The 26,282-nt window shown below is 74.3% G+C and carries 22 protein-coding genes; 8 read left to right on the top strand and 14 right to left on the bottom strand.

Annotation, left to right across the window (positions count from 1 at the left end):
• Position 1 precedes the first annotated feature (1 nt).
• On the top strand, positions 2-385 hold the full coding sequence (locus EDD32_RS03240; protein ID WP_123914560.1) for a VOC family protein: 384 nt from the start codon (positions 2-4) through the stop codon (positions 383-385).
• A gap of 80 nt (positions 386-465) precedes the next feature.
• Here EDD32_RS03240 and EDD32_RS03245 read toward each other — a convergent pair whose 3' ends face one another.
• The 5 genes from EDD32_RS03245 to EDD32_RS03265 form a co-directional block, all read right to left on the bottom strand.
• Positions 466-2,016: a serine/threonine-protein kinase gene (locus tag EDD32_RS03245; protein ID WP_170175185.1), complete on the bottom strand. Its 1,551-nt coding sequence runs from the start codon at positions 2,014-2,016 to the stop codon at positions 466-468.
• 97 nt (positions 2,017-2,113) lie between these two features.
• Complete coding sequence (locus EDD32_RS03250) at positions 2,114-3,700, bottom strand: serine/threonine-protein kinase (RefSeq protein ID WP_170175186.1); 1,587 nt, start codon at positions 3,698-3,700, stop codon at positions 2,114-2,116.
• Between the two features lie 48 nt (positions 3,701-3,748).
• Positions 3,749-4,525, bottom strand: a complete 777-nt coding sequence (locus tag EDD32_RS03255; protein ID WP_123914566.1) for a maleylpyruvate isomerase family mycothiol-dependent enzyme — start codon at positions 4,523-4,525, stop codon at positions 3,749-3,751.
• Positions 4,522-7,812: an adenylate/guanylate cyclase domain-containing protein gene (locus tag EDD32_RS03260; protein ID WP_123914568.1), complete on the bottom strand. Its 3,291-nt coding sequence runs from the start codon at positions 7,810-7,812 to the stop codon at positions 4,522-4,524. Before EDD32_RS03260 ends, EDD32_RS03255 begins: the two co-directional genes overlap by 4 nt.
• Before the next feature lie 243 nt (positions 7,813-8,055).
• Positions 8,056-8,532, bottom strand: a complete 477-nt coding sequence (locus EDD32_RS03265) for a PPOX class F420-dependent oxidoreductase (protein ID WP_123914570.1) — start codon at positions 8,530-8,532, stop codon at positions 8,056-8,058.
• A 112-nt stretch (positions 8,533-8,644) separates the two neighbouring features.
• On the opposite strand from EDD32_RS03265, the gene EDD32_RS03270 reads away from it, so the two are divergent.
• Positions 8,645-9,949, top strand: coding sequence for a TrpB-like pyridoxal phosphate-dependent enzyme (locus EDD32_RS03270; protein ID WP_123920124.1), 1,305 nt, complete (start codon positions 8,645-8,647; stop codon positions 9,947-9,949).
• A gap of 55 nt (positions 9,950-10,004) precedes the next feature.
• Here the strand turns inward: EDD32_RS03270 and EDD32_RS03275 are convergent, their stop codons facing one another.
• Positions 10,005-11,321 (bottom strand): GmrSD restriction endonuclease domain-containing protein, encoded by a 1,317-nt coding sequence (locus EDD32_RS03275; protein WP_246005957.1) that lies wholly within the window; start codon positions 11,319-11,321, stop codon positions 10,005-10,007.
• A 291-nt stretch (positions 11,322-11,612) separates the two neighbouring features.
• Entirely contained in the window at positions 11,613-11,810 is a 198-nt protein-coding gene (locus tag EDD32_RS03280; RefSeq protein WP_123914572.1) for a hypothetical protein, read from the bottom strand.
• A gap of 116 nt (positions 11,811-11,926) precedes the next feature.
• Here EDD32_RS03280 and EDD32_RS03285 point away from each other — a divergent pair, with 116 nt between their 5' ends.
• Positions 11,927-12,217 carry a hypothetical protein gene (locus EDD32_RS03285; RefSeq protein ID WP_123914574.1) on the top strand — a complete coding sequence of 97 codons (291 nt, stop codon included), beginning with the start codon at positions 11,927-11,929 and terminating at the stop codon, positions 12,215-12,217.
• A gap of 164 nt (positions 12,218-12,381) precedes the next feature.
• On the opposite strand, the gene EDD32_RS03290 is transcribed toward EDD32_RS03285, so the two are convergent.
• Positions 12,382-13,764, bottom strand: a complete 1,383-nt coding sequence (locus EDD32_RS03290) for an IS1380 family transposase (RefSeq protein WP_123914576.1) — start codon at positions 13,762-13,764, stop codon at positions 12,382-12,384.
• Positions 13,765-13,888: 124 nt separating this feature from the next.
• Here EDD32_RS03290 and EDD32_RS03295 point away from each other — a divergent pair, with 124 nt between their 5' ends.
• Positions 13,889-14,398, top strand: a complete 510-nt coding sequence (locus EDD32_RS03295) for a hypothetical protein (protein ID WP_123914578.1) — start codon at positions 13,889-13,891, stop codon at positions 14,396-14,398.
• The gene (locus EDD32_RS03300; protein ID WP_123914579.1) at positions 14,391-15,185 is read left to right on the top strand and encodes a hypothetical protein; all 795 of its coding nucleotides are present in this window, start codon (positions 14,391-14,393) and stop codon (positions 15,183-15,185) included. The genes EDD32_RS03295 and EDD32_RS03300 overlap by 8 nt, the downstream gene beginning before the upstream one ends.
• Before the next feature lie 200 nt (positions 15,186-15,385).
• Here the strand turns inward: EDD32_RS03300 and EDD32_RS03305 are convergent, their stop codons facing one another.
• From EDD32_RS03305 to EDD32_RS03320, 5 genes are all read right to left on the bottom strand, one after another.
• The gene (locus EDD32_RS03305) at positions 15,386-15,688 is read right to left on the bottom strand and encodes a mycothiol transferase (RefSeq protein ID WP_211338706.1); all 303 of its coding nucleotides are present in this window, start codon (positions 15,686-15,688) and stop codon (positions 15,386-15,388) included.
• Positions 15,689-15,887: 199 nt separating this feature from the next.
• Positions 15,888-16,085, bottom strand: coding sequence for a hypothetical protein (locus EDD32_RS18695; protein WP_170175142.1), 198 nt, complete (start codon positions 16,083-16,085; stop codon positions 15,888-15,890).
• Positions 16,086-16,162: 77 nt separating this feature from the next.
• On the bottom strand, positions 16,163-16,801 hold the full coding sequence (locus tag EDD32_RS03310; protein ID WP_123914581.1) for a hypothetical protein: 639 nt from the start codon (positions 16,799-16,801) through the stop codon (positions 16,163-16,165).
• A gap of 136 nt (positions 16,802-16,937) precedes the next feature.
• A complete protein-coding gene (locus EDD32_RS03315; RefSeq protein ID WP_123914583.1) occupies positions 16,938-17,228 on the bottom strand; it encodes a cation:proton antiporter domain-containing protein in 291 nt (96 codons plus the stop codon).
• A gap of 355 nt (positions 17,229-17,583) precedes the next feature.
• The gene (locus EDD32_RS03320; RefSeq protein ID WP_123914585.1) at positions 17,584-19,926 is read right to left on the bottom strand and encodes a hypothetical protein; all 2,343 of its coding nucleotides are present in this window, start codon (positions 19,924-19,926) and stop codon (positions 17,584-17,586) included.
• A gap of 740 nt (positions 19,927-20,666) precedes the next feature.
• On the opposite strand from EDD32_RS03320, the gene EDD32_RS03325 reads away from it, so the two are divergent.
• From EDD32_RS03325 to EDD32_RS03335, 3 genes are read left to right on the top strand one after another with little or no spacing between them, the layout of a single operon-like run.
• Positions 20,667-22,508, top strand: a complete 1,842-nt coding sequence (locus EDD32_RS03325; protein WP_246005958.1) for a glycosyltransferase family 2 protein — start codon at positions 20,667-20,669, stop codon at positions 22,506-22,508.
• Positions 22,505-23,236 carry an efflux RND transporter periplasmic adaptor subunit gene (locus tag EDD32_RS03330; RefSeq protein WP_123914587.1) on the top strand — a complete coding sequence of 244 codons (732 nt, stop codon included), beginning with the start codon at positions 22,505-22,507 and terminating at the stop codon, positions 23,234-23,236. The genes EDD32_RS03325 and EDD32_RS03330 overlap by 4 nt, the downstream gene beginning before the upstream one ends.
• A gap of 8 nt (positions 23,237-23,244) precedes the next feature.
• Positions 23,245-25,293 (top strand): glycosyl hydrolase, encoded by a 2,049-nt coding sequence (locus tag EDD32_RS03335; RefSeq protein WP_123914589.1) that lies wholly within the window; start codon positions 23,245-23,247, stop codon positions 25,291-25,293.
• 21 nt (positions 25,294-25,314) lie between these two features.
• Here the strand turns inward: EDD32_RS03335 and EDD32_RS03340 are convergent, their stop codons facing one another.
• The gene (locus EDD32_RS03340) at positions 25,315-26,220 is read right to left on the bottom strand and encodes a ribokinase (RefSeq protein WP_123914591.1); all 906 of its coding nucleotides are present in this window, start codon (positions 26,218-26,220) and stop codon (positions 25,315-25,317) included.
• Positions 26,221-26,282 lie beyond the last annotated feature (62 nt).

Genomic DNA, 26,282 nt, shown 5'->3' on the forward strand with positions numbered 1-26,282 from the left:
CGTGAAGGTCACCGCGTCCGCCGTCAGCCTCACCGTCGAGGACCCTGCCGCCGCCGCCACGTTCCTCGTGGACCACTTCGGCTTCACCGAGGAGATGGCCGCCGACGGGTTCTCCTCCCTCACCCGGCCCGACGTCGGCATGAACGTCGTCTTCGTCCGGGTGGGGATGCCCACGATGCCTCCCGACCAGCGCGACGTCCACGCACGGGGGCAGATCCTCGCGTTCGTCGTCGAGGACCTCGAGGGCGAGCTCGCCCGGCTGACGGCCGAGGGCGTGGCGATCACGATGCCGCTGACCGATGAGGAGTGGGGCGAGCGGGCGTTCCAGGTGCGTGACCCCAACGGGATCGTCGTCCAGCTCGTCGACTGGCAGGGCGGGGCCTGAGGAGGCGCCACCCGGCGCGTCACAGGTAGGAACGTCGGGGTCCCGCGTAGGAACGTCGGCGGGGCACCTCGGCGGGGGCGTCAGCCCTTGCCGTTGCCGTTGTTGCCGTTCGCGTTCTCGTTGGCGTTGGGGTTGGTGTTCTCGCCGGGAGACTTCTCGGTCGCGGCGGGGACCTGCGCGGGGGGCTCCTCCGCCGGGGCCACCTCCGCCGGTACCTCCTCCGCCGGGGCAGCCGGCGGCGCGGCGGGAGCGACGGGTGCCGGGGCGACGGGCGCCTCCGTCTGGGCCACCGGCTGGGCGGGCAGCTCCGGCTCGGCCGTCGCACTCTCCTCGGTCGGCGCCGCGGTCGGCTCCTCCGACGGGGCCTCGGAGCCCAGCGGTGCCTCGATCGCGGACAGGTCGGTGGAGGTCTTCGCGGCGTCGGCGGGGGGCCGGGTGGCCAGCGCGGCCCCGGTGACCAGGCCTGCGGCCACGGCGGCCGCGATGCCGAACCGCAGCCACCTGCCCTGTCCCGCCCGGGCCGGCGCGTAGGCCGGCAGACCGGTGGCCGTGGTCTCGGTGTCCGGCTCGTCCGGCGTCGCGCCGACCGACCGAACGGGCGCCGCGCCGACCGGGACCGCACCGAGCGGGAGGGCTGCGGCTGGGGACGCCGGGGCGGGCCGGGCGGGCCGTCCAGAAGTGAGCCCGACGGGGGTCGCCGACGGCGCGGGCGCGCCCGTCTCGGGCCAGTCCACCAGCGCCATCGCCCCGGTCGGCAGGTCGGTGACGTCGACGGACCCCGCGGCGCCGGCGGCGCCCACGGCGGGGACCGCGCCGGAGCGCTCGGCCAGCCCGGCGAGCAGCTCGTGGGCCTGGACCGCCGTCGGGCGCCCGGCGGGGTCCTTCTCGAGCAGGGCGGTGACGAGGTCGTCGACCTCGGGCGCGACGCCGGGCACGAGGTCCTTCAGGCGCGGGGCGGGCTCGGCCACGTGCTGGTGCAGCACCGCGATCGGGGAGTCACCGGTGAACGGCGGACGGCCGGCGAGGAGGGTGGTGAGGAGGCAGCCGAGCGAGTACATGTCCGCGGCGGCGGTGACCGGTTCGGCGCGCGCCTGCTCGGGGGCCATGTACTCGGCCGTGCCCAGCGTGGTGCCGGGGCCGGTCAAGGCAGCGGCGGCGGCGTGCTCGACGGCGGCGATCCCGAAGTCGACGACCGTGACCTTGTCCCCGTCGAGGAGGATGTTGGCGGGCTTGATGTCACGGTGGACGATCCCGGCGGCGTGGGCGACGGCGAGCGCGCCGGCGACCCGTGAGCCCACCCGGAGGGCGTCGGGCTCGGTGAGCGGACCCTCCTGCAGGACCGCGGCGAGGTTGTGCCCGCCGAGGAGCTCCATGACGAGGTAGGCGGTGTCGCCGTCGACGCCCGCGTCGTAGACGGTGACGACGTCGGGGTGGTCCAGGGCCGCGGTGGCCACGGCCTCGCGGCGCAGCCGGTCACCGAGCGTGGGGTCACCGGCGGCGTCGAGGTCGACGGTCTTGACCGCGACCGAACGGCCGAGGACGAGGTCGCGCGCCGCCCAGACCTCGGCCATGCCGCCGCGGCCGAGGGGTCGCCTGAGCTCGTACCGGCCGGCGAGCACGACGTTCTCCACGCCGACGATTGTCGCCCGCCACCGTCCGGTCGGCATCCGGTACGGCGGGGCTGGTCCTTCGTGGCAGGTCAGCGGGGGTGAGAGATCGGCCACACGCTCAGTCATCGCCGTCGTTCTCGTCGTCGCCGCCGCCGTTGCCGCGGTCGTTGCCCCGGCCCGAGCTGTCCTGCTCCAGCACCCCCGCACCGAGGAAGGCCTCGACCTCCACGGCGAGCGCGTCGCGGTCCGCGGGGTCGAGGCGGCCCTCGTCGGCGAGCTCGTCGGCCCGGGTGAGGAGGTCCTGGGCCTTGTCGGCAACCTTCTGCTCCTGGTCCTTCTCCCGCGCCGCGAGCACCTCGTCCCAGTCCTCGAGCAGGGTCTCGCGGACGTCCACGTCCGCCGGCAGGGCGACGATGAGTGCGGTGACCGGGTCGGTGTCGGCCGGTGGGGTGGCCGACACCGTGGGCTCGGTGGCGGGCGCCTCGGTGGCGGGTGCCTCGGTGGCGGGTGCCTCGGTGGCGGGTGCGTCCGTGGCGGGTGCGTCCGTGGGCTCGGCACCGGCGCCCTCGGTCGTCTGCTCCTGGACGGTCGGCCGGGCGTCCGCCTCCGGGCCGGGCCCGGTCGGCGGCCGCAACGACCAGGCGACGACGGCGAGGAGCAGCAGCACCGCGGCGACGACGACGGCCGGGCCGACCCAGCGACGCTCGGCGGGACGGCGCACGGTCGTCGCGCCGGCTGATCCGGACCGCCCGGCACCGGCCGCGGCTGCACCGGCCGCGGCTGCACCGGCGGCGGCAGCTGCGGCGGTGGGCATGGCGCGCGTCGTTCCCGCCGCGAGCACCGTGGTGGGTGCGGTCGGAGCTCCCGCCGGCGCCGCCGCGGCGCCGGCGGAGCCGCCGGAGCGGGCCCCGGCGAGCACGCGGGCGGCGTCGGCCGCCGCCGGCCGGGACGCCGGGTCCTTCGCGAGCAGCGCCTCGACGAGAGCATCTGCGTCGGCGGGCACCTCCGGGCGCAGCTCACCCAGGCGCGGCGGCACCTCCTCGAGGTGACGGCGGAGGACCTCGACGGGGTGCCCGCCGGTGAACGGCGGCCGGCCGGTGACCATCGCGACGAGGAGGCACCCGAACGCGTACATGTCGGTGGCGGCGGAGACGGCGCCGCCGTTCGATTGCTCGGGTGCCATGTACTCCGCGGTGCCGATCGTCGTGCCCGTGGCGGTGAGCCCGGCGCCGGCCTCCTGCTCCACGGCGGCGATGCCGAAGTCGACGACCGTCACGCTCTCGCCGTCGACGATGACGTTGCCGGGCTTGACGTCGCGGTGGACGATCCCGGCGGCGTGGGCGGCCGCGAGCGCGCCGGCCACCTTCTCCCCCACCCGCAGGGCCTCGGGGACCGGCAGCGGGCCCTCGCGCAGCACCGCGGCGAGGTCGCGGCCCGGGAGAAGCTCCATGACGATGTAGGCGGTGTCGCCGTCGACGCCGGTGTCGTAGACCGTGACGATGCCCGGGTGGGCCAGGGCGGCGGTGGCACGGGCCTCGCGCCGCAGGCGCTCGCCGAGGGTGGGGTCGTGGGCGGCGGCGAGGTCGACCGTCTTGACCGCGACCGTGCGCCCGAGGACGGCGTCATGGGCCTGGTGGACCTCCGCCATACCGCCCCGGCCGATGGACCGCTCGAGCCGGTAGCGGCCGGCGAGGAGGACAGTCATGACCTCCATCATCACCGACGCCCCGGGCACGGGCGAGCCGGGCCCCGCTCAGGGGCCGGGGAGGAACTCCTTGAGCCGCAGCGCCAGCTCGCGGTCGCCCTGCAGGCGCAGGCGTGGGGAGGTCAGCGGCAGGCGTCCGTAGGCGGCCAGGAGCACGGCGTCGTCGTCGCCGCCGATGACGACGGCGGGCGCCCGGGTCGGCTCGGCCCAGCCGGCGGGGGTGTACTCGGCCGCGACGACGACGGCCTCGCCGCGCAGCTCGAAGCCGGTCCCGGCGGGCGGCGCGGTCATCGCGGCCGCGGCAAGCGTGCCCCACAGGGTCTGCAGCACGCCGGCGGCGGCGGCGTGGGTGCCCGGGTGGAGCCGGTCGTCGTCGCCGAGGGCGTGCGCGAGGTCGCTGCGGTGCAGCGCGGCCTCCATGACGAAGATGTGCAGCGCGAGCGCCATCGGCAGGTCGCCGTAGGGCATCGGCGCGACCGCGCCGGGGTCGGTCGGGGCGGCGGCGAGCGCGGCGAGGAGCCGCTTCCGAGCCGCGCGGAGAGCGGGCACGAGGGTCTCGACGGGGCCGTCGTGGGTGACACCGCGGGCGCGCCGGTCCGCGTCGTGCGCGCCGGCGGGGGCGTCGGCGTCGGCGACGTCGGTGTTGGCGGCCGCGAGCTCGAGCGCCTCGGCCTCGAGGGTCATCCCCCAGTGGGCGTGCCGGGCCAGGTCGGCAACGTCCCAGCCCTCGAGGCGGGTGGGGACCGACCAGACGTCGGGGCCGGCGGCGTGGAGGAGATCGATGAAGGCCGCCCAGTCCCGCCCGACGTGCCCGGTGGTGCTCATGTCCGTGGCTCCTTTCCCGTGAGCTGCGCCGTCGAGCGTGCGGCGAGGGCCCACGCACCGAGCGCGTCGTTGAGCTCGGCGGCGGCGCGGAGGTGCGCCTGGGCGCCGACCGCGTCCCCGGCACCGCGCAGGGCGAGGCCGAGGAAGTGGTCCGCGGCGCCGAGGCACAGCGCCCCGGAGCCGAGGACGACCACGTGGCCCGCCCACGGCGCGAGCTCGCGGGCGAGCGCCGCGCACTGCCCGGGGGCGCCGACGGCGGCACCGACCTCGGCGAGGTAGGACAGCGTCGTGCTGCGGCTGAGGTCGGTGGAGACGTTCGCGAAGTCCCGCCGGGCGTAGTGCTCGAACCCCTCGCGAGCGCCGTCGCGGTCGCCGCCGAGGAGCTGGACCAGCGCGCGGGCGAAGACCCACCGGTCGGGGTCGGCGTCGGCATACCCGCCGATCTCGGCCGCCAGTCCCGCCGCGACGTCACCGGTCATCCGGCCGAGCTCGAGGAGCTGGATGCTGCGCACGAGCGCGGTGTCGCGGTAGTGCGAGCGCGCTCCCTGGTCGGCGAAGGCCTCCACGAGCGCGGGTGCACCGGTGTGGTCGCCCGCGAGGAGGGCACGCATCGACCGCCACATCGCGGGGTACCACAGGTAGAGCGGTCGCCCCAGCTCGGTCGCGAGGTCGGTGGCCCGGACCTGGGCGCGGTCGGCGGCCGGCAGTTCGCCGGCCTCGAGCTGGTCGACGAGCTCGAGCCGGGCCGCCTCCAGACGCAGCTCGCCGTCACCCGTGCGCTCCGCGGCCTCGACGGCGCGGCGGATGCCCGCCAGCCGGGCGGTCAGGTCCGCCGGGGTGTCCTGACCCGCGCGCAGGGCGAGGTGGGCCTCGGCGACGGCGCGCGGCTCGTCCCCCGCCTCGGCGAGGCGGACGGCCTGGGTTCCGGCCGCGACGCCCTCCTCCCGGCGCCCCGAGTACACCAGCGCCCGCCCGAGGGCGGCGAGGACGCGGACGCGGGGGTCGACGGCGGCGTCGGCGTGCTCCGCGGGCCCGCCGTCGGAGGCGGCCGGCGGGTCGACCGCGAGCGCGTCGAGCGCCGCCCGCAGGAGCGTGAGCGACTCCTCGCCCCACACCGGTCGGGGGAGCCGGCTGGCGAAGAGGGCGTTCTCGTAGCCCAGCGCGGCCTCGACGAGCGCGGCGGCGTCCGCACCGGCGCCGTCGGCACGCGCCGGCGCACGAGCGCCGTCGGCACGCGCCAGCACACCGGCGTCGCGGAACCCCCGCAGCGCCTCCTCGAGCCGGCCCGAGCGGCGCAGCGCCTCGGCGTGGGCGAGGGTGCGGCGCAGCCGGTCCGCGGGCATAGCGGCGGCGTCGACGGCCAGGGCCCGGCCCAGCAGCTCCGCCGCTCGCTGCGGTGAGCTGACGAGGTGCTCGGCCGCCGCGCGCTCGAGGAGGTCAGCCGCCTCCACGGCCACCTCGGCCACCGGCCGCCCGTCGAGGTCGGTCGCGGTGGCGGGCAGGGCCGCCAGGGCCAGGGCCAGGTGGACGCCGACGAGCTCGCGGGAGCCGTGCTCGCCCACCCAGCGGGCGAAGCGCGCGTGGAGCCCGGCCCGGCGCCGGCGTGAGAGCGAGGCGTAGGCCGTGTCGCGCAGCAGGGCGTGGCGGTAGGTGTACGAGGCGCCGCCAGCCGGGCCGTCGTGCGGGCCGTGCAGCAGCCCGACGACGGTGAGGCGGTGCAGGGCGGGGGTCGCGTCGTCGTCGATCCCGAGCACCCCCAGCGCACCCGCCGGGAAGGTCGTGCCGGGCACCGACCCGCCCTCGACGACGGCACGCGGTCCCTCGGGGAGCCGGTCCAGCTGCGCCTGGTAGATCGCCTGGACGGTGGTGGGCAGCACCGGCTCCTGCGGGCCGGCGGTGAAGCGCCACCCGGGCTCGTCGGGCCGGAGGACGCCGGCGAGCATCCACGAGCGCAGCAGCTCCTCGACGAAGAGCGGGTTGCCGCCGGACGCCGCGAGGATCCCCTCGCGGTACCGCGCGGGGACCGTGCCCCGCCCGACGAGCGCCTCGACCATCGCCGACGTCGCCGCGACGGCCAGCGGCGGCAGGTGCAGCACGGGCAGCAGGCCGAGCACCGGGTCACCGATGATCACCGGGTACGGCCGCGAGGTCAGCACGACCATCCCACGGACGTGGCCGAGGAGGTGGGCGAGGAACGCGCGCAGGTCCGGCCCGGCCAGGTGGGCGTCCTCGACCACCCACAGCGGGGCCGGCCCGGCCTGCGGCCCGGGTGCGTCGGTCGAGGCCAGGGCGGCGAGCGCCGCGGACCACGAGGCGAACAGGTCCGTCTGCTCGGCCGCGAGCGCCCGCCCGGCCAGCAGGTCGGCGACGTGGGTGGCCACGGTGCGGGCGTGGGCCGGCCCGAAGCCGGCCTCCTCGAGACGTCGGGCGACGACGGCGCCCGGGTCGTCCACCGGCGTGGCGGTTGCGGCCAGAGCCGCGCGGAGCAGCGCGGCGACCGCCCCGTACCCGTCGCCGTCGCGTCGCAGCCGGGCCTCCAGCACCGTGTGGCCGGCGGCCCGGACGCGGACCGCGAGCTCCTCGACCAGCCGGCTCTTGCCGACGCCGGGCGGCGCGGAGACGACGATGCCCGTGCTCGCGTCACCGGCAGCGGCCAGCCGCTCCATCAGCCCGGCGAGCTGCTCCTCCCGGCCGACCGTGGGGGCCCGGAGACCGTGCGGCGCCAGGCCGCGCGGCACCGGACGGGGCGGCCCCGGCCGGAAGACCCGCACCGGCGCGGTCCGGCCGCGCAGGACCCGTTCCCCCGCCGGCTCGACCGCGTAGGCGTGCGCCACCCCGAACGCCGTCTCCGCCCCGAGGAGCACCTCACCCGGTTCCGCCGCGACCTGGAGCCGGGCGGCGGTGTTGACGACGTCGCCCGTCACCCGCCACTGCGACCCTGCGCGGGAGACCGCGACCTCGCCGGTGTTGACCCCTACCCGCAGGTCGAGCGGGCCGAGGGCGTCGGTCGCGAGCGACCGGACTGCCTCGACCAGTCCGGTGGCGGCGCGGACGGCCGCCACGGCGTCGTCGTCGGTGGCGGACTGGACGCCGAAGGTGGCCATGACGGCGTCGCCGATGAACTTCTCGGTGCGCCCGCCGTGGGCCTCGATGACCTCGGCGGCGCGTGCGAAGTAGTCCTCCTGGACGCGGGCGACGTCCTCGGGGTCGAGGTTCTCGGACAGCCCGGTGAATCCAACGAGGTCTGCGAACACCACGCTGACGACACGACGCTCGATCCGCTCCATCGAGGCTGAAGATAGTCGTCGCGGGGCGCGCTCACGGCGGCTTTTCGGCGGCTGTCCGCACCGTGGGCGCGGGGTCGGAGAGACGACGGTCCGGCTGACTCTCCTGGCCGCGGGAGGGGTGATGTGTTTCGGCGGTGTGCAGGGATCGAGCGTCGTGGCGGGCAGGGCGAACCAGCTGTTCGATCCGCCGTCAGCCGCTCGACATCAGTACGCCGTGCTCGGCGATCGCCGCGGACGGTGTGGTCAGGCGTCGAGGCGCGCGGCGACGTCCGCCGGGAACCCGCCCGTCGCGACCGGACCCCACCGGGTCGGGGTGATCCGGATGAGGGACTTGCCCTGGAGCACCATCGCCGCGCGGTACTCCGCCCAGTCCGGGTGCTCGCCGGCGATGCAGCGGTAGTAGTCGACGAGCCCGTCGACGGCGTCGGGCGTGTGGAGCACCTCGGCGTCGCCGTCGACCTGGACGTAGGGGCCGTCCCACGTGTCGGAGAGCACGCAGACCGAGGCCCGCGGGTCGCGCTGGAGGTTCACGGCCTTGGCCCGGGCGGGGTAGGTCGAGATGACGATGCGGCCCTCGCCGTCCACACCGCCCGCGACCGGGGAGACCTGGGGCCGGCCGTCCTTGCGCAGGGTGACCAGGAGCATGTGGTGTCGCGGACGGACGAAGTCCAGGAGCCCGGCGAGGTCGACCTGCTGCGTCGTCGCGATCGTTCTGGCCATGGTCCCGATCCTATGGGCCGGCCCGGGACGGCGACATCCCTTCCCCCGCGCATGGCTACGCTGGCGCCGCACCCTCTCGACGACGAAGGACGGCCCAGTGAGCACCCCGGACATGACGACGGCGCCGGTCGCGGCGCGCAGCACCGACCCCCTGGGCATCGAGGTGCCCTCGACCGTGCCGACGCACTGGTACAACCTCGCCGCCGACCTGCCCGAGCCCACCCCGCCGCACCTGCACCCCGGCACGAAGGAGCCGCTCGGCCCGGCGGACCTCGCGCCGCTGTTCCCCATGGCGCTCATCGAGCAGGAGGTCACCACCGAGCGCTACGTGGAGATCCCGCAGACGGTGCGGGAGATCTACGCCCTGTGGCGGCCCTCGCCGCTCATCCGCGCGCACCGCCTCGAGCGGGCGCTGGGGTCGCGGGCGCGGATCTACTACAAGTACGAGGGCGTCTCGCCCGCCGGGTCGCACAAGCCCAACACCGCCGTCGCGCAGGCGTACTACAACGCCGTCGAGGGCGTCACGCGGCTGACCACGGAGACCGGCGCGGGCCAGTGGGGCGCCTCGCTGTCGCTCGCGTGCGCGCTGCTGGGGATGACGTGCGAGGTGTGGCAGGTGCGCAGCTCCTACGACGCCAAGCCCTACCGCCGCTTCCAGATGGAGACCTACGGCAGCGTGTGCCACTCCTCCCCGTCCGAGCTGACCGAGGCCGGCCGGGCGATGCTCGCGGCCGACCCCGACACCACCGGCTCGCTCGGCATGGCGATCTCCGAGGCGGTGGAGGTCGCGGCGAAGGACCCCGGCGCCCACTACTCCCTCGGCAGCGTCCTCAACCACGTCATGCTCCACCAGAGCGTCATCGGCCAGGAGGTGCTCGTCCAGCTCGAGGAGGCGGGCGAGCGGCAGGCCGACGTCGTCTTCGGCTGCGCCGGCGGCGGGTCGAACCTCGCCGGGCTGACCTTCCCCCTCATCGGGCAGAACCTGCGCGAGGGCACGACGACGCGCGTGGTCGCGTGCGAGCCGGCCGCCTGCCCGTCCCTGACCCAGGGCGAGTACCGCTACGACCACGGTGACGTCGCCGGCCTTACCCCGCTGCTGAAGATGCACACCCTGGGCAAGGACTTCGTCCCGCCCGCCATCCACGCCGGCGGGCTGCGCTACCACGGCATGGCGCCGATGGTCTCGCACGCCCTCAACCTCGGGCTGCTCTCCGCGGTGGCGGTCGAGCAGGACGACGCCTTCCGCGCCGGGGTGCAGTTCGCCCGCGCCGAGGGCATCATTCCGGCGCCGGAGTCCACACACGCCGTCGCCGCGGCGATGGACCACGCCCGGACGGCGCCCGAGGGCGAGGTGATCGTCATCGGGCTGTCCGGCAACGGGGTGCTCGACCTGCCGGCGTACGGGTCGTACGTCTGACGCGCACCCGCCTCGACGGCGGTCCCCACCTGACCCGACCCCCTGACAGCCCGGGTCAGGGCAGCGACTCGCAAGCGAGGCCGTCGTTGTCGCTGCCGTCGAGGCGGTGGACGTCACCGAGCCCCTGGCTCCACCAGTGGTCGTACGTCGCCTGCGCCTGCGCGCGGGAGGAGAAGTCGCCGCAGTCGAGGTCCGGGCTCGCCGGAGCGACACCTCCTGCCGGCGGGGGGGCAGCGGGCGGCGCAGGAGCCGGTGCCGGGCCGGGCGCAGGAGCCGGTGCCGGAGCGGGCGCAGGAGCCGGTGCCGGTGCCGGTGCCGGAGCGCGCGCAGGTGGGGCGGCGTCGTGCGCTGTCGGCGGCGCTGCCGTCCCATCGGGCAGCGGCTCCTCGGGGCAGGTGGACAGCACCCGCACCATGGCGTCGCGCTCGGCCGCGGTGACCCACAGCCCGTACGTGAGCTTCACGCCGACCTGCCGTGCCACGTACTCGCACCGGAACGCCTTGTTGGGCGGCAGCCAGGTGGCGGCGTCGCCGTCGCCCTTCTGGCCGTTGAGCGGCCCGTCGACGGCGAGGAGGTTGAGCGGGTCGTTCCCGAACCGGCCGCGCGTGGTGGCGTCCCACTGCTGGGCGCCCTTCTGCCACGCGTCGGAGAGGGCGACGACGTGGTCGATCTGGACCTCGCCGGACGTGTCCGACCCGCGCGTGAAGGCGATGAGCGCGCCCCCGTACGGATCGGCGAGGGTCCCGGTCTCGACCACGCAGCCGTTCGTCCCGTCTCGCAGGACGATGTCCGTCAGGTCGCGGCGCAGGACGTCGTTGCGGGTGTCGCAGCCGTTGCGGTCGACGTCGACGGCGCGCCACTGGAAGAGGTCGCGGTCGTAACCGGTCTTCGGCGCGCGCCCCTTCACCTCGAGGAGCGGGACGGCGGCGAGTGCCGTCAGCGCCCCGGCCGGTGCGGCAGCGGTCTGCGGTGGCTCGGGCGCAGCGGTGGGCTCGGCACTCTCCGTCGGCGGCGCACTCGCCTCGGGCGTCGGCTCGGATGACGTTCTGGGCTCAGGTGACGCGCTGGTCTCGGGCGACGCGCTGGTCTCGGGCACGGCGCCCGGCCCCGTGCTGGGCTGCTCGGTGACGACGGCGAGCGACGGACCGTCCGCCGTCGGGGCTGCCGTCGCACCACCGATGGTCATGAGCACCAGCGCCGCGGCGAGCGCACCGGCGCCCGCCTTGCGCCCGACGAGGCGGAATGGCCGTCGCCCGAGGAGCAGCAGGAGCCCGACGACGACGGCGAGCAGCGACGTCATGATCAGTGCCCCGCTGATCCCCCCGGTGACGCCGCCGAGCAGCGCGACCAGACCGACCGCGACCGAAGGCACCAGCCACCGGTGCCGCACCCGCCCGGTCGGACCGCCCGGCGCAGCGGGTGCAGGCGCCGACCGCCCCGGTCCCGGCGCCGGCAGCCACAGCTGCCAGCCGGCCGGTGGCGGGCCCCACCGCGGGTCCGGCTGCCAGCCCGGCCCGGGTGTCCAGCCGGGTGGCGGGGCGGGCCAGCTCGGTGGCGGGTTGAAGATCACTCGGACGCCTTCGGTTCACTGGACGGTCAGGCCCGTGCCAGGCCTCGTCCCGTCCATCCTCCTCGGCCGCAGCGCGACCACGCGGGACGATTGTCACCGTTCGGACACCTCGGACCTTCCTGGCGACCCGGCGCGCCGCGCAGGCTCGGCCCGCTCCTGCTCCCACTTCTGCTCCCGCTTCTGCTCCCGCTTCTGCTCCCGCTTCTGCTCCTGCTCCTGCTTCTGCTCCTGCTCCTGGAGGCTGCCCGCGACCGGCGGAAAACCGCCCCGTTCCCCCCGGAACAGAACCATTGACGCGAACCGGACAACGGCGCGAAAATCCTCGGACCAGGCACCTCCCGACGTCGTCGGCGCACCTCCCGACGGCGACAAGCCGGTGCGTTTCTCGCTCGCCGAAGGAGAACGCTGTGGACCCCAAGGACGACCGGCTCTCGCTCGGAGAGCTCCGGCACCTCGACGGGCTGATCACCATCCTCGAGGAGCAGGGCCTCGCGGTCGACGACGTGATCATCACCGGGGAGGACGGCTGCTGCGGCGCGATCGCCGCGACCGCCCACGAGAACGACCGGTTCGCCTCCTCGGTCCACGACCGCGAGATCCTCGCCCGGATCCGCGAGCTGGAGTCCCAGCTCGAGTCGGCCCCCACGCTGGGCGAGCTCATCGAGCTGCGCGGAAGAGCGCTCCGGCCGCAGGGCTGAGGGCCGGCGCAGGCGCGGGGCTGAGCCTCGATCCACCGACGCGGATTCTTTGGTGATTGATTTCGGGTCGGGGCCGTTCACCCCTGGGTGGGCGTGGGGTAGTCGCCGGTGTGCCCGGCCTTTTCCACTTCGGTGTGTTTCCTCGTGCGGTCAGGAACTGCGGCTCAGGCCGCGGGGGCGAGCGGTGGAGCGAAGGCGGCGTCGTTGAGGGCGCGCCAGGGGTGCTCCCAGGGCCAGTCCTTGGGCAGGTGGAGGCGCAGCCGGCGGGCGGAGGTCGCGAGACGGGCCGGGACGGTGATCAGATGCTTGCGGATGGTGGCGGTCCGGGCTCGGGCGTGCCGGGTCGAGGCGAGGGTGCCGGCGGCGCGGGTGAGGTTGAACGCGATGGCCGCGAGCACGGTCCAGGCCGAATTCGCGGTGAAGACCCCGGAGGGGAGGTGAGCGAGCGGGCCGTCCTTGAGGTCGGCGATGACCTGCTCGATGATCGCGTGGTCGCGGTGGGAGGCCTCGGCCTCGAGCATGGCCAGCTCGGTGTCGGTGAAGACGGCGTGGTGGCGGTAGGCGGCGAACATCTCGCCCTGCCCGGCCGGGACCGACCTGGGATTCAGGCGCTTGACCCGGCGCACGATCAACCGGGCGGTGACGTGCTCGGCCTTCCGGCGGGAGGTGAACGCGACGAAGGGGACCTCGGCGACCTCGGCGTCGGAGATCCACCGTTGCTCGTCGGGGTCCCAGATCGCCGCGGGGTACTTGATCCCCACCCAGTCGGTCTCGGGGATCCGGGAGATTGCCGCGACCACCGCGGGGTCCATCCGGGCGGTGACGGAGAACCGGGCCCCGCCCCTGGAGGCGGCGGCGACGACGGCGTGGGTGTAGTACGCGCTGTCGGCCCGCACGGTGATCTGCCCGCTCACCCCGGCCCGGCGTGCGGTGCCCAGCGCCTCGGTGATCAACGACTTCGCCCCGTGGGGCGAGGAGACGTTGCCCCGGCGCAGCCGGGTGGCGGCGATCACCGGCGCCGCCAGCGGGGTCGAGACCGCCGCGAGCTGGGCGTTGAGGCCCTTGGTCTTGTTGTACCCGTAGGCCACGCCCTGCTTCTGGTACCCGTGGGTCTGCCGCATGGTGTCGTCAACGTCGAGGTAGGCCACCTCCTCGGAACCCTTGAGCAGGTCCGGGACCTCCCCGGCCAGGCCAACCAGAACGGCCGCGGCGACCGAGTCGAGCTGGCGCACATGCCCATGGGTATACGCGCGCAGATGCGTGCCCAACGTCGACGGTGCCCGCAGCCCGGCGAAGACCTTCCCCATGCCGCCGTGGCGCAACAGGTCCATGTCATCGATGCTGTCCGCGCCCGCGACCATCCCCGCCACCAGGGCCGGGACCTTCATCGCGGCATTGGCGCCCGCATCGCCAGGCACCTTCACCCGCTGCCCCGCCAGGTCATGCAGCCCGGCCCGCCGCGCCAACGCCATCGTCGGGACCAGACCCGCCACCGACACCAGATTCGGGTCATCAAAATCCGTGGAAACCTTGTGAGAGACTCGCACCTGCGAAGTGCCCTTCTATCTGCGACGCGGAACCTTAGACAAGTCCCATCGTCCCAGGTCAGAAGGGCACTCGTGCGTCACGACCCGCCCACCCCACCGGTGGATCGAGGCTGAGGGGCCGCCGGTGTCGCGCACCCTGACGATCGTCGTGCTGTCGGCGCTGCTCGTCGCCAGTGCGCTCAACCAGCTCAAGCTGCGCCGGTGGGAGAGGCTCACCGGGCGCTGGGACCGGTGGGCGGTGCTGCCCCACTTCGCGTTCTTCGCCCCTGAGCCGGGCCACGCCGGCACGCACCTCGTCCTGCGCGACCGGGGCGAGAACGGGTGGACCGGGTGGCACGAGGTGCCGCTCTCCCCGCGCACCCGGTGGCGGTTCGTGTGGAACCCCGCGCGGTACGAGCGCAAGGCGGTGCAGGACCTCCTGAGCGGGATCGCGCGCGACGCCCAGGAGATCGACGACCCGCACGCCCTGACCCTGACCTCCTGCTACCTGGGTCTGGCGGCGTGGGCGGATGCGCAGCCCCCTGCCGTGCCCGGCGCCACCGAGCGCCAGTTCGCCGTCCTGCAGACCGTCGGGCACGGCGGCGACCGCGACCTGCGCCCGGCGATCCTCTCCCGGCCGCTGCGCCGTGCCTGAGGAGGCCTGGGCGGTCTCGGTCGCCGCCCGCGCGGCCTGCCTCGCCCTGACGATCGGCTTCCTCGAGCAGCTCACCGTCTTCCGCCGCGCCTACGGTCCGGACGGGCCGTTCTCCGCCGCGGTCGCGGGCGTCTTCGCCCGGCCCGGGCACCGGGTCCTCGCCCGCGACGGCGTCGCGCGGGGGGTCCTCGTGGTCGGTGCGGTCACCGGGGCGGTCGGGCTGGTGGTGGGCCCCCTGAGCGTCGTCGGCTGGGCCGCCGGCCTGCTCTGCGTGCTGGCGGCCCTGGCGATCAAGGCCCGGCGGGTCACGGCCGGCGACGGCGCGGAGCAGATCTCGGTCCTCGTCCTGCTCGCGGTGAGCCTGGCTCTGGCGCCCGTCGCGGGAGACCCCGCGCTCGACGTGGTCGCCCTGTTCATCGGTGCGGTGAGCGTGCTGAGCTACGTCACCGCCGGGCTCGCCAAGGCGGTCTCGCGCACGTGGCGCTCCGGCGCCGCGATCGCGATCATCATGGGCTCCACGGCGTACGGACGACCGGGGGTGGCCGCCCTGCTCGACCGACGACCCGCCCTGGGCGTGCTCCTCGCGCGCGCGACCGTCGCGTTCGAGTGCGCCTTCCCGCTGGTCCTGCTCGCACCGCTGCCGGTGACGCTGGCCTTCCTCGCCGCGGGGCTGGGGTTCCACCTCGGCACCGCGGCGACCATGGGCCTGAACACGTTCGTGTGGGCCTTCGTCGGGACCTACCCGGCCGTGCTGGTGCTCGCCCGGGCGACGTCGCCGTTCTGGTAGTCCGTGCGCAGCGGGCGCGCACGGCGCGGGGGCCGACGAGGTTGCCAAGATCGTCGTCAGCCACGACGTTTCGATCAACCTCGTGCCCGACGCTCGCGCCGACCGCGATTCAGGTTGCTCGGTCTCGGGCCCGATCTCAGCCCCCGTCGGGCCGATGGTCGCCGGTCGCCCCGTCGACCAGCTCGCGCAGGATGTCCTGGTCACCGGCATGACACGCCACTCCTCCACCATCTGGTGAGCACCCACGGCAGGGTGACTGTCGCGCCGTGCCAGGCGGTCCCGACGTCGTCGAGGTCGAGCTCGTAGATCACCTCGTCGGCCTCGGTGCGCGCCCGGCAGTAGTACGCGACGACGTCGGCGGCCGACTTCCCGGGCACGATGCGCCCGTCGGCGTCCGGGCCATTGTCGGTGAAGGCCACGGCCTCGCTGTCCCGGCCGAAGGTGTCGCAGAGCCAGCCGTGCTCCGCGCTGCCCAGGTGCTCGACCAGGCCGATCAGGCTCATGCCGGAGGGCACCATCGGGCGGCGGAGCTACTCGTCGGTCAGGCCCTCGAGCTTCCACAGCACGACGTCACGGTGGCGGTCGAGCGCGGCGAGCAGGCTCTCCTTCTCACCGCCGGCGTACGGGACGGGTCTCGTCGCGGAAGCGGGACTGCTGGGCGCGCGGCGCCGTGAGAGCCGCCGAACGCCGTCGGGGCGGGCATCAGTCGATCTGTGCGACCGTCTGGATCCAGTCCGGGGTTGGCCGGCCGAGCTCGTGGTCGGCCTTGACTCGAAGCTTCGCGCCCTCGACCTCGACGGGAGAGACGTAGACGACGCTTCCGCTGGTGGCCTCCGAAATCCTCTCGGACAGCGTCTTGCGCACCGACCGACCGTCGACACGACGCAGCTCGACGCTCACCGGTCGACCGTGCTTGAAGAACGACACCGTCGTGGATGGCAGGGGTGCCTGTCGGGCGGTCTCACGAGCGCTCCACCTCATCGCCGCACGCCCTCCTCTGCTGTCATCGTCGTCGTAGTACGAGTGTCCCATTCGCCGATGCCGTCGTCCATCGTCCCCGCAGCGGTCGAGACCCTGCGGCCAGTGGTCGCCGGACTCTCCGGACTCGGCGACTGCGTCGTCACCGAGCGTTCTGGTTCCCGTCCGGCGCTCGGCTCATCACCCAGCTCGTCCGGGCCGAGGAGCCACTCCGACACCCTGGCGACGACCTCCTTGTCATCCCGTCGCGCCAAGGGGCTGACCACCTGGGCCTGGAGGATCCCGAGCGCCAGGGTGCCGTCCATCCCCGGCTCGGTGTCGGCGATCTCAGCCGTGGACCGCCTCCGCCACCAGGGACGGTCCGCGTCAAGCCGTTCCACCGCACGGATCCTGCGGAGGTCCTCCCGCCGCGCTAGCTCCACCCGCTCGATCGCCCACTGGGTGCGGGCCCACCAGTGCGCCCGGTCGTCCGAGGTCCGCCGATGTCCCAACGTCCGTAGCGCGACCCAGGCGGCAACCACTGCGACGACGGGCGTCAGCAGCGGCGCGAGGGCGACCATGGACGACACGAAGGGCCACATGCCCTCCAAAGCCTGGGCCGCAGGATCGGCGCCTGCGCTGTGCACCATCGTCGCCACCTCCCGGCCGCACGTCTTGGCGATGCCATGACCAGGCTAGTCGGCGAACCCTGACAAACTGCCTCAGCTCTTCCGCTGTGGACGTGACCGTGGGTTGCTGTTGCCGGGCTGTGCAGCGCGGCGACAAGGGCTCGTTCTACCGGTGGCTACCGGCGGCCTGCGCCCGCGGACTCGTCCTCCGCCGGCGCGCTCGACCGGGCGTAGAGCTGCCGCCCAGCACGACGGCGAGGGCCACCCCGACGAGCGGCGGCGCCAGCCTGTCGTTGATGCCGCTCTCGGCGCTGAGGGTGTGGCGCAGCCGCTCGGGCAGGTCACGCTCGGTGGGCTTGCCGGACACGATCGAGCCGGCGAGGACGGGGTCGGTGGGCGCCAGGCAGGCGCCCACGAGCGCGGCGACGGCGAGGGGCAGCACCAGCGTCAGGCGCACCTCGTCGGCCGCACCCGGTTGGCCGTGAAGGTAGCGCTACGCACGCCGGCGCCGGACGTGAACCGGGCCCGCCCCCCAGAAGATGCGAGGGCAGCTTGTCACCTCCCCCGAAGATGCGAGGGCAGCTCGTCACCTCCCCAGAAGATGTGGTGACTGGGCCGCGATCGGCACCGATAGGCTCGGTGCCGTCGGGTGGGGGACGGCCAAATCCCCCCTGCGCTTTCCCCCACCCCATGCTCCGCCGCTGCGGCGTTGAGCGACCGTCAGGCTCCCTGGTCGAACCGAGCGATCGACAGGCGGGCCGAGCGCCGGAACGACCCGCCGAGTCTGCACGTCCATCACAGACGCGCTCGGCTCACCCAGACATCGTGTTCAGCACGAACACGTACACCTCGTCGATGACCGCACCGGTCTGCGGGTCGTGGATCGGCGCCCACGAGATGTTGATCTCCGCCGTGCGCGACGACCCGCTCCACGCCACCGTGATCGCCCCCTGCAGCGCCGGCCCGATCACGTAGAACACACTCACCTGCTTGGTCAGCGTCGCCGCGATCGCCGGCTGGTAGAACTCGATCGTCGCCTTGCCCGACAGCGCGTAGTGCACGGTCGTGCCCCCCGTCGGCGGCACCGGCAGCGTCACCACGGCCGACCCCGCGTTCGGCGTCGCGCTCTGCGTGATGCTCTGCCCCGGCCCGGTGAGCGTCCACGAGATCTCCTTGATCACCTGGATGGCGACGCCGAGGCTCGCGTGCGAGGTGATCGTCACCGTGGCCGGCGGCGGGGGCGGGGGCGCGGCCACGGGCAGGTCGATCGCGCCGTCGGCGTACCCCTCGATCGTCACCGTGAACCGGACCGGCGCAGCCGAGGGGGCGGTGACCTCGAAGGCCTGCCCGAGGTACCCCACCACCGCCCCACCCGAGCGAACGGCGCCGAACAGTGTGTGGCCGAGGTCGGCGTCGCGCGCCCGGATCGTCACAGCCGTCCGGACCCCCTTCTTGAGCGTGCTCGGCTCCGCCTCGAGGTCCATCCGTCCGCGCGTGACGTGCACGGCCGGGCTCTCGCCGACGGTCTGCCCGCACACGGTCTGCCGTGCCGTGACGGCGTCCTCCTCGGTGAGCTCGCCGACGACGACGGCGACCGTGCTCATGCTCGGCACGTCCCCCGTCACCCACACGCTCGCCCGTCGCTCCCCGTTGACGAACACGTGCAGCCGCGCCCCGACGACGGCGTGGCGCACCCACACGGTGCGGTTGCGTCCCGGGCGCAGCCCCTCGTCGATCCGTAGCGCGTCGGGGTCGCCGTGCCCCTGGACGGTGACCGGGTCCGAGACCCGCAGGTGCTCGGGCACGCAGCCGAGCTCGACCGTCACCTGGACCTCCTCCCCCGCCCGTAGCTGCCGGTTCAGCGGCACCCAGCCGCTCGCCGGGACGAGCACCCACGAGGCGACCAGGGGCCAGTCGCCCTGGTCCGAGCGCACCGTGACCAGCGACCCCCAGGCGTTGAGCACGTGCAGCCACGACGAGCACTCGACGGGTGCGTCGAAGAACGCGGGCGGCACCTCCTGCTGACCGGTCGGACGGTGCACCCACGCCCGGTTCGACTCCGCCGTCAACGTGCACAGCTGCTCGGTGAGCACCACCGCCGGGTAGGGCGGTGCCGCCGGGACCAGGGCGGAGAGGTCGCCGAGGACGTAGGTGTCGGAGCGGCCGGTGTCGGGCGCCCCGGCACGCCCGACCACCGAGGTGCCGCCCGCCCCGCGCATCTCGAAGGTCAGCGCGGCGCCCGGCGCGAGCATCTCCGCCTTCACGCTCACCAGGCTCGGGCAGAGCTGGGTGTCGGGGTGCAGGCGCGGCGCCTCCAGAGGGGCCGCGGGGTCGACTCCGACGGCGGGTGAGGCCGCGCTCGAGAGCCCGAGCCGCAGCAGCTCGTTCGTGACGGTGAACGTCGCCGGCGCGTGGGCGGCGCCGGGCAGGTTCGCCCAGAAACTCTCCGCGACAGCCGCGTACTCGTGCGTGGTCCCGCCGGTGTGCAGGTGCACGTGGCAGCCGGGCACAGCGCCGACGACGAGCACCGCACCGGCGCACTCGTGCACCGGACCGACGATCGACGGCGCGCCGGGCTGCTCCTCGCGGCTGAACCGCTCCTCGGCGGGCAGGCCCCGCCCGGGCGGGCTCTCCACCACCGACCCGTCCGGCCGTTGCGCCGACTGGGTGACCTGGACCTCGGAACCGGCATCGATCCGGTCGCTCACCCGCACCTCGAGGGTGGGACCGTCACTGACGCCGGAGCCGACCTCCCGGCCGCCGTCGACGATCGTCACCTCCGCGCCCGGGAACAGCCCGCCGACGGCGATCCAGTCCGCCGCGGTGTGCACCGGGCTGAGGACGACGGGCGGGTCGAGCCGATCGGGTATGCCGAGGACCACTTGCGGGGTGCTCGGCGGGCTCGTCTCCCCGCCGAGGCTCCACGTCGCGGTGACGACGGCGCCCGCCGGCAGGGCCCCGGCCGGCACGTGGATCCGGACCGAGTTGGAGCCGGCCACGCCGACCAGCGCCGACGGCGCCCCGCCCACGAGGAGCTCGACGGCGGCCGAGGGCAGCACGTGGTCGACCGTGACCGTGCTGGAGAGGGTGGTGATCGGTCCGCGCAGCGCGGGTGGGATGAGCGGCATCGTCGTCGCCTGCCTCAGGTCGGGCACACCGGACCAATCTCCGGGGTGAGCCCTCAGTGTGGGCGCGTCGATGCCGCACCCGCGCCCCCACTCCCGGGGCTCGGTGCCACCCCCCGCGCGCCGCCAGTGCCTCGCTGCTCGCTTCGCGCCCCGCCCCCGGAATCTGCGTGCGACTCAGGGCGCCCCCATTCCAGGGGAATATCGGCACGCATTTCGCCCCCAACAACGGGGCTCGGTGCCCAAGGTCACGAAAAGGAAACGGCCGCGGCCACGACAACGGAAGGTCGTCAGGCCCGGGGACGCCGGCTCTGGCTCTCGCACTGACGTGCCGGTGCAGCTGGCACCGGAGTTCGATTTCGTTGCCAGTACAGGGTTTTCGAACGCTCTGCACCCCCTACCGAACGCAACGTTCGATCGCCCGACAAGGCCCGGAACAGCACCCCCCGGGCTGCCTCTCCGTTGCCCACAGCAATCCACGCAGAACAGGCGCAATTCCCCCAGAAGAAGCGGCACCGTCGGTCCGGGGGCCATTTCTTGGGGTGGACAGGTCGACACCCGTCCCCCAGCATCAGAAAGGAGCAGGCACGCGGCGCCCACCTCCACGGACCCCGCGACCGGACCGCCGTCCACGCATCACCGGACCCCTCCGCCGCCTGCGAGAGCACACGCGACCGCCCCGGAGCAGACCGGCGGCGGGCAAGTCCGACGAAGGGCCGACGGCCCTCCGTCGGCAGCCCGTCCACCGGAGCCCAGCCCCAGGAAACGACGTGCCTGAGAACCTCACCCGGCCGCACGGCCACTCCCACGCCTCCCGCCCGCTCACCTCCGACCGCCAGCTCACCCGCCGCGCCCTCCGTGAGCGAGAGGTGCGTGAGCGCGAGCGGTCCGCGAGCGCCCCGGTCACCGCGCCCACCCTCGAGCGCACCCTGCCGCGCCGGGGCACGGGCACGGACCGCGACGCCGCGCCCCGCCCGGCCGCCGCCCGCGACGCCGCCACCGACCTCACCCGCCCCTCCCCCGAGCGCGCCGACTTCGAGCGCCGCGCCGCCCGCGTCGGCCACGTCGAGCGCGACCTGCAGTCGCCGTCGCTGACGATGCTCGTCCTGCTCGCCACCATCGGCGTCCTGCTCTACGCCTCGTTCCTCCTGCGCCCGGAGAACGCCGGCGACCTGCTGCCCTGGTCGCTCGTCGTCGTCGCGGAGTCGATCATGATGGGCCAGGTCCTCATCTCCCTCTGGACCCAGCTCTCCAGCGCCCACGACCCGCGCGACTTCTCCTACAACGAGGCCCGCCGCCACCTGTTCCTCCCCACCGGGTGGGACCTCGACGCCCCGCTCGGCACCGACGCCATGCAGCTCGGCGGCACCGGCATCGCCGTCGACGTCTTCGTCACCACCTACGGCGAGCCGGTCGAGACGATCCGCACCACCGTCGCCGCGGCCCGCGCCATGCGCGGGCGCCACGAGACGTGGATCCTCGACGACGGCCGCTCCCCCGAGGTCAAGGCCCTCGCCGCCGAGCTCGGCGTGCACTACCTGACCCGGCCGGACAACGCCGGCGCCAAGGCGGGCAACATCAACCACGCCCTCACCAAGAGCAGCGGCGACTACTTCGTCGTCCTCGACGCCGACTTCGTCCCCTCCCCCGACTTCCTCGTCGAGACCCTGCCGTTCTTCGCCCAGGAGAAGGTCGCGTTCGTCCAGACCCCGCAGGTCTACGGCAACATCCACAACTTCATCACCCGCGGCGCCGGCTACCTCCAGACCGTCTTCTACTCCCTCATCCAGCCGGGCAAGAACCGCTTCAACTCGGCCTTCTGCGTGGGCACGAACGTCGTCTTCCGCCGCGACGCCGTCGCCGAGATCGGCGGGATCTACGCCGGCTCGAAGTCCGAGGACGTGTGGACCTCGATGAAGCTGCACGAGCGCGGCTGGCACTCGGTCTACATCCCCACGGTCCTCGCGGTGGGTGACACCCCCGAGAACATCGAGGCCTACACCAAGCAGCAGACCCGCTGGGCCACCGGCGCGTTCGAGATCCTCTTCCAGGCCAACCCGCTGCTCAACCGCCGCCTCACCGTGGACCAGCGCCTGCAGTACTTCGGCACCGCCACGTTCTACCTCGGCGGCGTCGTCACCTTCGCGCTGCTGCTCCTGCCGCCGCTGCAGATCTTCCTCGACCTCACCCCGATCGACGCCGGCCTGCCGCTGTGGCAGTGGGCGATGTACTACTCGGGGTTCTACCTCATGCAGATCGTCGTGGCGGTCTACACCATCGGCTCGTTCCGGTGGGAGACCCTCCTGCTGTCCACGGTCTCGTTCCCCATGTACATCCGCGCCCTGGGCAACGCCCTGCTGCGCCGCGACCGCGCCTGGCACGTCACCGGCCGGGCCGGCCGCGCCGCCTCCCCGTTCAACTTCATCGTCCCCCAGGTGCTGATGTTCCTCGCCCTGCTGGCCACCACGGTCGTGGGGGTCTGGAAGGCCGAGTGGACCGGCGCCGTCACCCTGGCGCTGGTCTGGAACACCGTCAACACCGCCGCCCTGGCCGTCTTCCTCGGCATCGCCGTGCGTGAGGGCGCCGCCCTGAAGAACCGGAGCACCCGATGAGTATCCGCAAGTTCCTCTCCCTCCTGCTCGGTACGGTCCTCGTCCTCGGCGCCGCCGGGATCGGGTTGGTCTACACCTACGGCCGCGCCCACACCCTCCAGGCCCGCGAAGCCGTCGTGGAGTCCGACGTCTCCACCGTCGGCACGCCGTTCGGCGGCTCCATCCAGTCCGTCGCGGTCCGCGCGGGCGACACGGTGGTCGCCGGGCAGGAGATCCTCCGCGTCCAGAGCGCCACCCTCCAGCAGGCCCTGTCCACCGCCCGGTTCAGCCCCGAGGGCGTCGGGTACCACATCGAGGGTGAGGACGTCCTGGTCTTCACCGCGACCGCCGAGGGCACGGTCGGGCGCGCCGACCTCGCCGTCGGCTCCTTCGTGCCCGCCAACACCGAGATCGCCACGGTCGAGGTCGCCGGCACCTCCCGCATCACCGCGCGGGTGCCGATGACCGCCGCGGACTTCGCGCGCCTGCCCCTCGGCTCACCCATGACCGTCGTGCTGCCCGACAGCACCGAGGTCACCGCCGAGGTGTACGACGTCCAGTTCGACGAGACCACCGGCGACACGGTCGCCATCGTCCGCGCCCGCAGCGAGGACCTCGCCGCCGCCGGCACCTTCACCAACGGCGCGCCCGTCGAGGCCGAGATCCGCCTCGACGACGCCGAGGGCTTCGGCTCCTGGGCCGCCCGCCAGCTCACCGAGCTCGTCACCCCCGACGGCGCCACCATCTGAGGAGCCCGATGACCTTCCCCCGAACCTCCCGCCCCGCCCGCACCCTCACCGTGCTCGCCGCCTCGGCCCTGGCCCTCGCGGCGTGCACCGCCCCCGCCGACGGCGGGACCGACGACGCCGCCCAGGCCTCGTCCGACGCCGGCACCGCCGCGCCCGCCGACCTCTCCGCGGAGGCCGCCGCCATCGACGCGGCCGCCGCCGAGCTCCCCACCACCACCGGCCCGTTCGCCGGGGAGATCGCCGTCGCCGACGGCGTCGCGCCCCCGACGAACTCCTGGCTCACCCCGGCCGTCTTCGCCCCCGAGGACCGGCCGATCTTCACCGGGGTCCTCAGCGCCCGCCTCACCGGTGACACCCTGGGCCTGGGCCTGCCCCAGCCGGAGACGTCGGCCAAGGTCGTCATGGGCGCCCACCCTCAGCACGTCGAGCTCGCCCTGCCGGCCGACCGGTACGAGCTCGAGCGCGTCGACGCCCTCTCCGGCACCTTCGCCCACTACGACGGCGAGACGCTCACCGGCCGGGTCACCCTCGCCGAGGGCTGGCCCTACGCCGCCTACGAGGCCGTGACCGCCCAGTCGATCGAGCTGCCCGCCGCCACCCAGCCGGCCGACGGCGGAGCCTCGGCCGAGATCGGCGGCATCACCTACCGCTTCGTCACCGACGCGCCCCTGAGCGGCACCACGCTCGAGCTGCCCGCGGGCGCCACGCTCGTCGTGTTCGCGGAGCCGGCCGGGTCGTCCGACGCCGACCGCGAGGCCCTCCTCGCCGGCGCCGTCCCGCTGGCGGGCACGTCCGTCGAGCACGCCGTCGCGGACGGCAACGCCACCACCACGTTCCGCTACGACACCGGCGGCACGCCCACCGTCGTCGCCGCGCGCCCGCACCAGCAGCCCACGCTCAGCACCGACGGACGGGTGCTGGACGCCACGATCCCCACGGTCTACGGCGACCTCGCCCTCGCCTCGGGCACCGAGGCGTCCTTCTCCGTCCCCGAGCTCACCCCGGTCCCCGAGCTGGACCTCAGCGGACTCACCGAAGACGAGCGCACCCAGGTGACGGACCTGCTCCGCGCGGACCTCGCCGGTGTCACCTTCGACGCCGCCGACAGCTACTTCGCCGGCAAGCAGCTCCAGCGCGCCGCCCAGCTCTACCTCCTCGCCGGCCGGCTCGGGCTGGACGCCGAGGCCGCGGCACTGAAGGACCAGATGCTCGCCGAGCTCGACCGGTGGTTCGACCCGGCCGGGTGCACCGGCACGGACGAGAAGTGCTTCGCCTACGACGACGTCCTCGGCGGCCTCGTCGGCATGCAGCCGTCCTACGGCTCCGACGAGTTCAACGACCACCACTTCCACTACGGGCACATGCTCTACGCCCTCGGCGTGCTCGCCGGCGAGGACCCCTCCCTGGTGGAGCGCTACGCGCCCGTGGCCGACCTCGTCGCGTGGGACATCGCCGCGCCCGAGGAGAGCGGGGCGTTCCCGCAGCGCCGCGCCTTCGACGACTGGTACGGCCACTCGTGGGCCTCGGGCACCGCGCCCTTCGGCGACGGCAACAACCAGGAATCCTCCTCGGAGTCGGTCAACGCCTGGACGGGCCTGACCCTGTGGGCGCAGGCCGCCGGGGACGAGGCGATGGCCGAGCAGGCTCGCTGGATGCTCGCCAACGAGGCCGCCACCGCCATGGAGTACTGGGTCGCGCCCGAGCTGCCCGAGGGCTTCGGCGCCCCGTCGGTGGGGATCAACTGGCAGGGCAAGCGCGACTTCGCCACGTTCTTCAACGCCGACCCCGCCGCGGTCATCGGCATCCAGCTCATCCCCATGAGCCCGACGTCGGCGGCCTACCTCGGCGCCGAGCCGGAGGCTCTCCAGGCGCTCGTGGACCACGCCGTCCCCGGCGGTGACCCCACCGGTCGCCCGCTGGTCGACTACGTCGTCATGGCCCAGGCCCTCACCGACCCCGCAGCGGCCGAGGCGATGCTGGAGCGGCTGCCCGCGGAGCAGGTGGACAACGGCAACTCGCTGTCCTACCTCACCGCGTTCGTGTTCGCGCAGAAGTAGCGGAACTCGCACCGGCCGTTCTTACCGCCCGAGCTCTGCCCGCCACGGGTAGGAGGCCTGGGCGCCGCGCCGGCCGACCGCGACCGCGGCGACCTCGTTCGCCAGGGTCACCGCACCGGCCAGGTCCGCACCGGCGGCGAGCTCGGCGGCCAGCGCGCCGACGAACGCGTCGCCCGCGCCCGTGGTGTCGACGGCCTGCACCCGGTGCGCAGGTGTCCGGACCACATCACCGCCGCGTTCGGCATGGACGGCACCGCCGGCACCGAGGGTCACGACCACCGACAAGGGTCCCAGGGCCAGGAGCGCGTCCGTCATCTCGGCCGGCGACATCCCCGTGGTCCCGCCGGGCACGAGGAAGTCGGCCTCGGACTCGTTGACGACGAGGGGGTCGCAGAGCGCGAGCACCTCGTCGTCCAGCATGGCTGCAGGGGCCGCGTTCACCAGGACCCGTGATCCGGCGCGGTGCGCGTGCGTCGCGACGTGAGCGACCGTGTCCAGCGGGATCTCGAGCTGGAGCACCACGATCGCCGCACCCGCCCAGGTCGCGCGGCAGCCGTCCAGCAGCTCCGGTGTCATGCGGCGGTTCGCCCCGGGCGAGACGATGATCGAGTTCTCTCCGTCAGGGGTGACCAGGATGATCGCGTTGGCGCTCGGCAGGTCCGCGACGTGGAGCCTGCCGGTGTCGACGCCGGCCTCGGCGAGGGAGGTGCGGAGCATCTGACCGTAGGCGTCCGGGCCGACGCAGCCGATGAAGGCGACGCCGGCGCCGAGGCGGCCGGCCGCGACGGCCTGGTTCGCGCCCTTGCCTCCGGGCATCACCACCAGGTCCGAGCCGAGGATGGTCTCCCCACCGCGGGGCCGGTGGTCGATCTCCAGGATCAGATCGGCGTTGGCCGAGCCGATGACGACGACGTCGGACTCAGACACGTCCACTTCCTTCACTGGGCTCTGCTGGGATCCCGACAGACCGCGGGGTCGGGACGACCTGG

This window comes from Georgenia muralis (genome assembly GCF_003814705.1).
GTDB lineage: Bacteria > Actinomycetota > Actinomycetes > Actinomycetales > Actinomycetaceae > Georgenia > Georgenia muralis.

Excerpts from the sequence above, each read along its gene's own strand:
- EDD32_RS03250 (WP_170175186.1), bottom strand. The coding sequence starts at position 3,700 with ATGACTGTCCTCCTCGCCGGCCGCTACCGGCTCGAGCGGTCCATCGGC.
- EDD32_RS03255 (WP_123914566.1), bottom strand. The coding sequence starts at position 4,525 with ATGAGCACCACCGGGCACGTCGGGCGGGACTGGGCGGCCTTCATCGAT.
- EDD32_RS03260 (WP_123914568.1), bottom strand. The coding sequence starts at position 7,812 with ATGGAGCGGATCGAGCGTCGTGTCGTCAGCGTGGTGTTCGCAGACCTC.
- EDD32_RS03265 (WP_123914570.1), bottom strand. The coding sequence starts at position 8,532 with ATGGCCAGAACGATCGCGACGACGCAGCAGGTCGACCTCGCCGGGCTC.
- EDD32_RS03270 (WP_123920124.1), top strand. The coding sequence starts at position 8,645 with ATGACGACGGCGCCGGTCGCGGCGCGCAGCACCGACCCCCTGGGCATC.
- EDD32_RS03280 (WP_123914572.1), bottom strand. The coding sequence starts at position 11,810 with ATGGTTCTGTTCCGGGGGGAACGGGGCGGTTTTCCGCCGGTCGCGGGC.
- EDD32_RS03305 (WP_211338706.1), bottom strand. The coding sequence starts at position 15,688 with ATGAGCCTGATCGGCCTGGTCGAGCACCTGGGCAGCGCGGAGCACGGC.
- EDD32_RS03330 (WP_123914587.1), top strand. The coding sequence starts at position 22,505 with ATGAGTATCCGCAAGTTCCTCTCCCTCCTGCTCGGTACGGTCCTCGTC.
- EDD32_RS03335 (WP_123914589.1), top strand. The coding sequence starts at position 23,245 with ATGACCTTCCCCCGAACCTCCCGCCCCGCCCGCACCCTCACCGTGCTC.